At 63.0% G+C, this 8,690-nt stretch carries 8 protein-coding genes and 1 pseudogene; 1 reads left to right on the top strand and 8 read right to left on the bottom strand.

The annotated features are described in order from the left end of the window. A pseudogene (locus tag EOA27_RS11675) lies at positions 1–543 on the top strand (radical SAM protein); the annotation flags it as partial. Between the two features lie 82 nt (positions 544–625). Here EOA27_RS11675 and EOA27_RS11670 read toward each other — a convergent pair. The 8 genes from EOA27_RS11670 to EOA27_RS11635 form a co-directional block, all read right to left on the bottom strand. Continuing rightward, the gene (locus tag EOA27_RS11670; protein ID WP_126060966.1) at positions 626–1,693 is read right to left on the bottom strand and encodes a BMP family ABC transporter substrate-binding protein; all 1,068 of its coding nucleotides are present in this window, start codon (positions 1,691–1,693) and stop codon (positions 626–628) included. A 51-nt stretch (positions 1,694–1,744) separates the two neighbouring features. Continuing rightward, positions 1,745–2,665, bottom strand: coding sequence for an ABC transporter permease (locus tag EOA27_RS11665; RefSeq protein ID WP_126082735.1), 921 nt, complete (start codon positions 2,663–2,665; stop codon positions 1,745–1,747). Beyond that, positions 2,665–3,792, bottom strand: coding sequence for an ABC transporter permease (locus tag EOA27_RS11660; RefSeq protein WP_126060964.1), 1,128 nt, complete (start codon positions 3,790–3,792; stop codon positions 2,665–2,667). The genes EOA27_RS11665 and EOA27_RS11660 overlap by 1 nt, the downstream gene beginning before the upstream one ends. Then, on the bottom strand, positions 3,789–5,366 hold the full coding sequence (locus EOA27_RS11655; protein ID WP_189343133.1) for an ABC transporter ATP-binding protein: 1,578 nt from the start codon (positions 5,364–5,366) through the stop codon (positions 3,789–3,791). The genes EOA27_RS11660 and EOA27_RS11655 overlap by 4 nt, the downstream gene beginning before the upstream one ends. A 264-nt stretch (positions 5,367–5,630) precedes the next feature. After that, complete coding sequence (locus EOA27_RS11650) at positions 5,631–6,608, bottom strand: quinone oxidoreductase (protein WP_126082733.1); 978 nt, start codon at positions 6,606–6,608, stop codon at positions 5,631–5,633. Positions 6,609–6,738: 130 nt separating this feature from the next. Beyond that, on the bottom strand, positions 6,739–7,557 hold the full coding sequence (gene pcsA, locus EOA27_RS11645; protein WP_126082732.1) for a phosphatidylcholine synthase: 819 nt from the start codon (positions 7,555–7,557) through the stop codon (positions 6,739–6,741). Further along, entirely contained in the window at positions 7,554–8,168 is a 615-nt protein-coding gene (locus EOA27_RS11640) for a DUF1326 domain-containing protein (protein WP_127256224.1), read from the bottom strand. The genes pcsA and EOA27_RS11640 overlap by 4 nt, the downstream gene beginning before the upstream one ends. Positions 8,169–8,180: 12 nt before the next feature. Continuing rightward, the coding region (locus tag EOA27_RS11635; RefSeq protein ID WP_189562006.1) for a DUF2182 domain-containing protein at positions 8,181–8,690 on the bottom strand (510 nt) is incomplete at its 5' end.

The following is an 8,690-nucleotide window of genomic DNA, read 5'->3' as shown; positions in this document are numbered from 1 at the left end:
CCCTTCCAGCACGCCTCGCCGCAGGTGCTGAAGAACATGCGGCGCCCCGCGCATGGCGAAAAGACGCTGGACCGTATCCGCGGCTGGCGCGAGGTCTGCCCGGATCTCGCCATCCGCTCCACCTTCATCGTCGGTTTCCCCGGCGAGACCGAGGACGATTTCCAGATGCTGCTCGACTGGCTGGACGAAGCCAAGATTGACCGCGCCGGCTGCTTCAAATATGAGCCTGTCAAGGGCGCGCGCTCCAACGACCTCGGGCTCGAACAGGTGCCGCAGGAAATCAAGGAAGCGCGCTGGCACCGCTTCATGCAGCGCCAGCAGAAGATTTCCGCCGCGCAGTTGGCCAAGAAAGTCGGCAAGCGCCTGCCGGTGCTGGTCGACGAGGCGCATGGCGCGTCCGGCAAAGGCCGCACCAAATACGACGCGCCGGAGATCGACGGCTCGGTCCACATCCAGTCGCGGCGGCCGCTGCGCGCCGGCGAGATCGTCACCGTCAAGATCGACCGCGCCGACGCTTACGATCTTTACGGATCGGCCGTCTGATCGTCCTCCAAAGCGAAGGCACACCGAATGAGAAAGGGCGCCGCGCGGCGCCCTTTCCTTTTTGACACCAGTAACTTGCAGCTTACTGCGGCAGCTTGTCGTCGACGCCCTTGACGTAGAAATTCATGCCGAGCAGCGTGCCGTCATCGGCGACTTCGCCGTCCTTCAGCCACGGCGAGCCGTCCTGCTTGGAGACCGGTCCGGTAAAGGGGTTCCAGCCGCCGGCGATCTTCTTCGTGGTCGCCTCCGCCATAGCCTTCACGTCGTCAGGCATGTTGGTGAAGGGCGCGAGCTTTACGGCGCCGTCCTTGATGCCGAGCCACACATTGTCCGGCTTCCAGGTGCCGTCGAGCGCGGCCTGCACGCGGCTGATGTAGTAGGGACCCCATTCGTCCGTGAGCGAGGTGAGCTGCGCGTTCGGCGCGAACTTGATCATGTCGGATGACTGGCCGAAGCCGTGCAGCTTGCGCTCCTCGGCGACCTGCAGCGCGGCGGTGGAATCGGTATGCTGCACGATGATGTCGGCGCCCTGGTCGAACAGCGCCTTGGCTGCGTCGGCCTCCTTGCCGGGATCGAACCAGGAATTCACCCACACGATCTTCACCTTGAAGTCGGGATTGACCGACTGCGCGCCGAGCATGAAGGAGTTGATGCCCATCACCACTTCCGGGATCGGGAAGGACACGATGTAGCCGGCAAGGCCCTTCTTCGATTCCTTGGCCGCGATCTGGCCGAGCACGTAGCGGCCTTCATAGAAGCGGGCGTTGTAGATGCCGAGATTCTTGCCGGTCTTGAAGCCGGTGGCATGCTCGAACATCACTTTGGGGAACTTCTTCGCGACCTTCACCTCGGCGTCCATGAAGCCGAAGGACGTGCCGAAGATGATCTTGCACTTCTCGCGCGCCAGGCGCTCGAAGGCGCGGTCGGCGTCCGGGCCTTCCGAGACGTTTTCGAGATAGGCGGTCTCGACCTTGTCGCCGAGCGCCTTCTCGACTTCGAGGCGGCCCTGGTCGTGCTGGTAGGAATAGCCGAAGTCGCCGATCGGACCCGTATAGACCCAGCAGGCCTTCAGCTTGTCGGCCGCCTCGGCGGTTGCCGCGACCGACAGGGCCGCAGCCGTGGTCATCAACGCAATAAGCAGTTTTTTCATTGTGTTACCTCTCTGAGTTAAGCCTTGGAGCTTCCCGTCTTTTTGTTGTCGTCAACGATCCGGAACGAATGGCTGCCCCAACGAAGCCGGCGTGTTCATCATTGTCAGCCGCTTGTTGCGCGAGATTAGAACGAGAACCGCGATGGTTGCCAGATAGGGCAGCGAAGAAAGAAACTGCGACGGCACCGGAATGCCAAAAGCCTGTGCATGAAGCTGGCCGATCCACACAGCGCCGAAGATATAGGCGCCTGCCAGCACCCGCCACGGACGCCAGGACGCGAACACCACCAGCGCCAGCGCGATCCAGCCGCGGCCCGCGCTCATGTTCTCCACCCATTGCGGCGTGTAGACCAGCGACAGATGCCCGCCGGCAAGGCCGGCGCAGGCGCCCCCGAAGATCACCGCCAGGTAACGGTAGCGGATGACCTTGATGCCCAGCGCATGCGCCGACGTATGGCTGTCGCCGATCGAGCGAAGCGTAAGCCCCGTGCGCGTCCTGAACAGGAACCACATGACCGCCGCGGTCAGCGCGATCGAGATGTAGAAGACCGGATCCTGGCCGAAGATCAGCCTGCCGACGACCGGGATCGAGCTGATCACCGGGATATCGAGATTGGGCAGTCTCACGCCCGGCTGACCGACGAAGCTGGTGCCGATCATGCCGGAAAGGCCGAGGCCGAGCAGCGTCAGCGACAGGCCCGTCGCCACTTGGTTGGTGGCGAGCGACAGCGTCATGACGGCGAAAAGCAGCGAGAACAGCGCACCGACGATGATTGCGGCGAGCAGGCCGATCCACGGTGACCCGGTGAGATAGCCGGCGCCGAAGCCGCCGACGGCGCCCATGATCATCATGCCCTCGACGCCGAGATTGAGCACGCCCGAGCGTTCGACCACCAGTTCGCCGATCGCCGCGATCAGCAGCGGCGTCGCGGCGGTCGCAATGGTCAAAAGGATGTTGACGGTGATGTCCATCAGCGGGCCTCCTCGAGCTTGGGCGCTGCATCGAGCTTCGCGGCGTTCGGCTTCATCAGCGCCACGCCGATCAGGCGAATGCGGTAGTGGATGAGTGTGTCGCAGCCGAGCACGAAGAACAGAAGCATGCCCTGGAACACGCGCGCCACCTTGTCGGAGATGCCGAGCGCGCTCTGCACCGCCTCGCCGCCGAGATAGGTCAGCGCCAGGACGAGACCCGCGGCCACGATGCCCAGCGGATTGAGCCTGCCGAGGAAGGCGACGATGATGGCGGTGAACCCGTAGCCCGGCGAGATCACCGGCTGCAACTGGCCGATGGCGCCGGAGACTTCCGAAATGCCCGCCAGACCGGCCAGCGCGCCGGACAGAAGGAAGGTGAAGAACACCATCCGGTTCAAGCCGAAGCCGGCAAAGCGCCCTGCCCTCGGGCTGGAACCCAGAACGCGCACCTCGAAACCTTTCAGCATGCGGCTCATCATCAGCCAGATCGCTACGGCGGCGACCAGGGCGAAGACGAAGCCCCAATTGGCGCGGCCGGCATCGGGCATCAGCTCCGGCAGCACCGCGGAATCGCCGAACTGGATGGTCTGCGGGAAGCCATGGCCTTGCGGGTCACGCCATGGGCCGCGCACCAGCCAGTCGAGGAAAAGCTGCGCGACATAGACCAGCATCAGGCTGGTCAGAATCTCATTGGTGCTGAAGCGGGTCTTCAAAAACGCCGGGATCGACGCGTAGAAGGCGCCGCCGACCATGCCGAGCAAGAGCATCAGCGGGATCACCAGCGGGCCTTCGAATTGCGGGAACAGCACCGGGATGATCGAGCCGAAGATCGCGCCGAAGATGAATTGGCCTTCGGCGCCGATGTTCCAGATGTTGGCCTTGTAGCAGACCGACAGTCCGACCGCGATCAGGATGAGGGGCGCCGCCTTGATGGCCAGCTCGTGCAACTGCCAGACTTCGCTGATCGGCTGGATGAAATAGATGTTGAATGCATCCAGCGGATTGACGCCGAGCAAGGCGAACATGATGGCGCCGGCGATCATCGTCAGCGCGAAGGCAATGAACGGCGACAGCACCGAAAACAACGCCGAGCGCTGCGGACGTTTGACCAGTTCGATGCGCATCATGCGATCTCCAGGCTGTGTTCTGCGTGGCCGGGCTCGGCGCCACCCATCAAGAGGCCGATCTTCTCGAAAGTCGCCTCGGCGATCGGCAGCGGCGCCGACAATTGCCCGTTGTGCATGACCGCGATCGCATCCGACAGCTCGAACAATTCGTCGAGATCCTGGCTGATGACCAGGACGGCGGAGCCGCTGCGCGCAAGCTCGATCAGGGCCTGGCGAATGCGAGCGGCCGCGCCTGCGTCCACGCCCCAGGTCGGCTGGTTGACGATCATGACGCTCGGCTTGCGGTCGAGTTCGCGGCCGACGATGAATTTTTGCAGATTGCCGCCCGAGAGCGCGGCCGCCTCCGGATCGGGCGCGCTCTTGCGCACGTCCATGGCGGTGATGATGCGCTGGGCGGCGCTATAGACGGCGCTGTTCTTGACCATGCCGCCGGAGCCGACGAAAGCCTTGCCGTCGGTGGCGTGACGGGACAGCAGCAGGTTCTCCGAAAGCTTCATGCGCGGGGCGGCGCCGTGCCCCAGGCGCTCTTCCGGCACGAACGCAGCACCCATCAGCCGCCGGCCGGTGATGGAGAGCGCGCCGGCGTCCTTGCCGCGGATGCGCACCGAACCCGCATCCTGCTGTAGCACTTCGCCGGAGACGGATTCGAAGAACTCGCCCTGGCCGTTGCCGGCAACGCCGGCAATGCCGATCACTTCGCCGGCGCGCACGGTGAGATTGATGTTCTTCAGCGGGATGGCAAAGGGCGTCGCCGGCTTGCGCGTCAGCCCACGGATTTCCAGCAGCGCCGGCGCGGTCTCGATGCCTTCGGCCGGCGCGCGCTCCACGGCCTTGACTTCGCTGCCAACCATCATGCGGGCCAGCGATGCGGCCGTCTCCTCGCGCGGATTGCAGTGGCCCACCACCTTGCCGTGGCGAAGCACGGTGGCCCGGTCGCAGATGCGTTTGACCTCTTCCAGCCGGTGCGAGATGTAGAGGATCGATTTGCCCTCCGAGCGCAGTCGCTCCAGCGTCTCGAACAGCTTGTCGGCTTCCTGCGGCGTCAGCACCGAGGTCGGCTCGTCGAGGATGATGAGCTGCGGCGTCTGCAAGAGGCAGCGGATGATCTCGATGCGCTGGCGTTCGCCGACGGAGAGGTCGCCGACCAGGGAGTCCGGATCGAGCGGCAGCCCATAGCTGAAGGACAGCGCCCTCGCCTTCGCCGCGATGGTGCTGATTGGCGAACCGTCATTGAGCGAAAGCGCGATGTTCTCGGCCGCTGTCAGCGCCTCGAACAGCGAGAAATGCTGGAACACCATGCCGATGCCGAGCTTCTTCGCCACGCCCGGGCTGGTGATCTTGACCGCCTTGCCGTCCCAGAAGATCTCGCCCGAGTTCGGCTCCAGCGAGCCGAACAGCATCTTGACCAGCGTCGACTTGCCGGCGCCGTTCTCGCCGAGCAGCGCGTGGATTTCGCCCTTTGCGATGTTGAGATCGATGTGATCGCACGCCGTCAGCGTGCCGAAAATCTTGGTGAGACCACGAACCTCAAGCAGGTTCTGCCTGTCATGATTTGCACTCACAGTGCCTCCCATCCGGCTTCCCGGACATGTTCTGTGTTCCCGAAAGCATGGTATGCGCGGCCGGCTCCCATCGGAAAGCAGCACCCAACTTGAAAGAGCTTCAAGAATTTCAGCGGAAACTCAAGGGCTAAGATAGACCTCTTGAGAACAGTAGCAAATCCGCATCGCGTTTCAGGGAAGCCGTGCCTTCGGGCACGGCAAGCCGCTGAAAAACAGGGCAGTTGGCTAAGGTATGATGCCGAAAAGTGCGAGGCGGTTTTCCTACGACATCATGCTCTAGGGAATGAGGACGGTCGTTCCCGTCGTCTTGCGGGCTTCGAGATCGGCTTGCGCCTTTCCTGCGTCCTTCAACGCGTAGCGCTGGTTGATCTTGATCTCGACGGCGCCGCTCTTGACCACATCGAAAAGCGCTTCTGCCGACTTCACCAGATCCTCGCGCTTGGCGTTGTAGACGAAGAGCGTCGGCCGGGTCGCGTAAAGCGAGCCTTTCTGGGCGAGAAGCGACATCGGGAAAGGCGGAACCGGTCCCGACGACGAGCCGAAGCTGACGAACATGCCGAGCGGCCGCAGGCAATCGAGCGAGGCGGGAAAAGTATCGGCGCCGACGGAATCGTAGACGACGTCGCATTTCTTCCCGCCGGTGAGCGCCGCGACGCCGGCGACGAAATCCTGCTCCTTGTAGTTGATGACATGATCGAAGCCATGCGCCCGCGCGAGCTCGATCTTGTCGGCGGAGCTCGCGGTGCCGATCACGATCGCGCCGAGATGCTTTGCCCATTGGCCGAGGATCAGGCCGACACCGCCGGCTGCCGCATGGTAGAGGATCGTGTCGCCGGCCTTGACTGGGAAGGTTCGACGCAAGAGGTATTCCGCCGTCATGCCCTTCAGCATCATCGCCGCCGCCTGCTCGTCGCTGATGCCGTCCGGCACCTTGACCACGCGGTCGGCGGCGATCACCCGCTGCTCGGCATAAGCCCCGACATTGACGGCATAAGCGATGCGGTCGCCGGGCTTCAGCCAGTCGACGCCGGTGCCGAGCGCCAGCACGACGCCCGCCGCCTCGCTGCCGGGAATCAGCGGCAAACCGCCGGGGGGCGGATAAAGCCCGGAGCGGTAATAGACGTCGATGAAGTTCAGGCCGATCGCCGTGTGCCGGATCAGGATCTGGCCTTCTCCCGGCTGGCCGGGATCGGCATCCTCGTAAGCCAGGACTTCGGGGCCGCCATTGGCGTGGATGCGGATTGCCTTGGACATCGCTCAACTCTCTGAAGGGTACGTAAACTGGAGCATGACCCCGAAAGGGCCAGCCGATGTTTGAAAGATCATGGGCCGATAGACAGCTAGGTCAGGATGACCATTCGACCAAAAATGTCCTGATCCAGGATCAGGACTTCCTGGCGCCCAGACTGGGGAACATCTGCATGATGCCCCCGATACAGGCGAGATAGAGGCCGGTGATGGTAATGCCGATCTTGGTGAAGTCGCTGACCTGCTCTCCCAGCACGCCGATCTTGTCATAGAAGGCGGCAAGTGCTGCCTGCGCCAGCGCCAGCGCGCCGAAGGCGCACCACAAAAGCGTCATGCCGAGATTGACCGGCCTCAGCCGCACCACGCGCACCGGATGAATGAAGTTGATCGGCAGGAAGGTCAAAATACCGGCAATAACCACCACGGCGAACGATACCCATTGCCCCGGCTCGATGACGAACAGCGTGAACACCACCATGTTCCAGACGACAGGGAAGCCCTTGAAGAAGTTCTCCTTCGTCTTCATGCCGGTGTCTGCATAGTAGATCGCGCTGGAGACGACGATAATGGCCGCCGACAGGAAGGATAGGTTCTCGCCCATGAAGCCGCGCTGATAGAGCGCGAAGGCCGGGATGAGCACGTAGGTGACGTAGTCGATGATGTTGTCGAGGAGTTCTCCCGACCATGTCGGCAGGATCTCCTTGACCTCGAGCTTCCTGGCGATCGGGCCGTCGATGCCGTCGACGAACAGCGCCAGCCCCAGCCACCAGAACATCGCCGTCCAGCGTTCCTCGCTCGCCGCCACCAGCGACAGGAAGGCCAGGAACGATCCTGACGCGGTCAGCAGATGAACGGAAAACGCACGCGCCTGCGGCCACGTCACCTTCTTCTTCGGCAACGGAATCCGCTGCGCGATCTTCTTCGCCGCCTTCCTGGCCGTTGTATTCTTGCTCACGGTCCCCGCCAGTCCAGCTTGCAGATTTCGGCCGATCGGCCGGCGAAATTCCAGTTGCGGCCGAAGGCGCGCATCTTGCTCTTGTCGGACTTCGCCACGATGATTTCCGGCGCGATCCAATATTCTGAATTGGTGATCACCGTATCCTTTTCACGGTCCTTGCCGGGGATCGGCGTCACCGCGCCGTCGATGATCTTCGGTATTTGGAAGACGCGCGTCCTGTCACGCGTCTCATAGGTAATCGGCACCTGCTCGACGCCGAGGAATTTGCCGACAAGGATCGACAGCAGCGAGGTGGTGCCGCCGGCCTTACCCGCGAAGATCTTGGTCAGCGCTTTGACCGCATAGACTGACGCCCGCTTGTCGATGAACAGTCCGGCGCTCCAGTTGCCGCGGCTCATATAGCCGGGGATTTCCATGACCAGGCCGAGATTGAGACCCGAAAGGTCGACTTCGCCGAAATGGCCGGCATCGATGCGGAAGCCAGCCCAGGTCTGGCAGTAACCTTCCGTCGGCGGGTGGCTGCCGAGCGACAGCACGCAGGGGCAGAAAACCGTGCAATTGCATGAGAGTACCAGCTCCCCTTTCATCGCCCAGCTTTGGTCGGTCATCGAATTCTCCCCTTACGCCGAAACTAATAGCAGGGCTGCCGCCCACACAAGCAGTATCGTACCGGCGACCCGGCTGGCCACCCTGCCGGTGGTCTGTTTTTCGATCAGGGTGAACAGGCCGATCAGCGCCATCCAGAAGATGTTCATCGCGCCGACGGCGAACATCACCAGCATCAGCGCCCAGCAGCAGCCAAGGCACCAGACGCCCTGCTCCACTCCTAGTTGGAAGATGCGGCCCGGTTTCGCGCTCCAATTGGCGAACAGGATCGAGAACGGGTTGCGGCATTTTTCCAGGCACGCCTGTTTCAAGCCGCTAAATTGATAAAGGCCTGCAACAAGCAGTGCCGCGGCGCCGGCAATACCGACTGCGGGATCGAGCATCCGGCCGGAACCGGCAAAAGCGTAGACCGCGAGCGTCAGCGCGGCGAAAGCCGCGGACGCGCCAAGCCAAGTGGTGAGGTATCCGGTAACGAGCACCAGCGGTTGAACAACCGGCTCGCCCTTGATCCGCGCTGTGTCGGC

Source organism: Mesorhizobium sp. M2A.F.Ca.ET.037.01.1.1, assembly GCF_003998075.1.
GTDB lineage: Bacteria > Pseudomonadota > Alphaproteobacteria > Rhizobiales > Rhizobiaceae > Mesorhizobium.
The sequence above is the reverse complement of the archived record's forward strand: the minus strand, read 5'-3'. Positions and strand labels throughout refer to the sequence as shown.

What these genes read in the sequence shown, in the direction of transcription:
- EOA27_RS11670 (WP_126060966.1), bottom strand. Translation starts at nt 1,693, where the DNA reads ATGAAAAAACTGCTTATTGCGTTGATGACCACGGCTGCGGCCCTGTCG.
- EOA27_RS11665 (WP_126082735.1), bottom strand. Translation starts at nt 2,665, where the DNA reads ATGGACATCACCGTCAACATCCTTTTGACCATTGCGACCGCCGCGACG.
- EOA27_RS11660 (WP_126060964.1), bottom strand. Translation starts at nt 3,792, where the DNA reads ATGATGCGCATCGAACTGGTCAAACGTCCGCAGCGCTCGGCGTTGTTT.
- EOA27_RS11655 (WP_189343133.1), bottom strand. Translation starts at nt 5,366, where the DNA reads ATGGGAGGCACTGTGAGTGCAAATCATGACAGGCAGAACCTGCTTGAG.
- EOA27_RS11650 (WP_126082733.1), bottom strand. Translation starts at nt 6,608, where the DNA reads ATGTCCAAGGCAATCCGCATCCACGCCAATGGCGGCCCCGAAGTCCTG.
- EOA27_RS11640 (WP_127256224.1), bottom strand. Translation starts at nt 8,168, where the DNA reads ATGACCGACCAAAGCTGGGCGATGAAAGGGGAGCTGGTACTCTCATGC.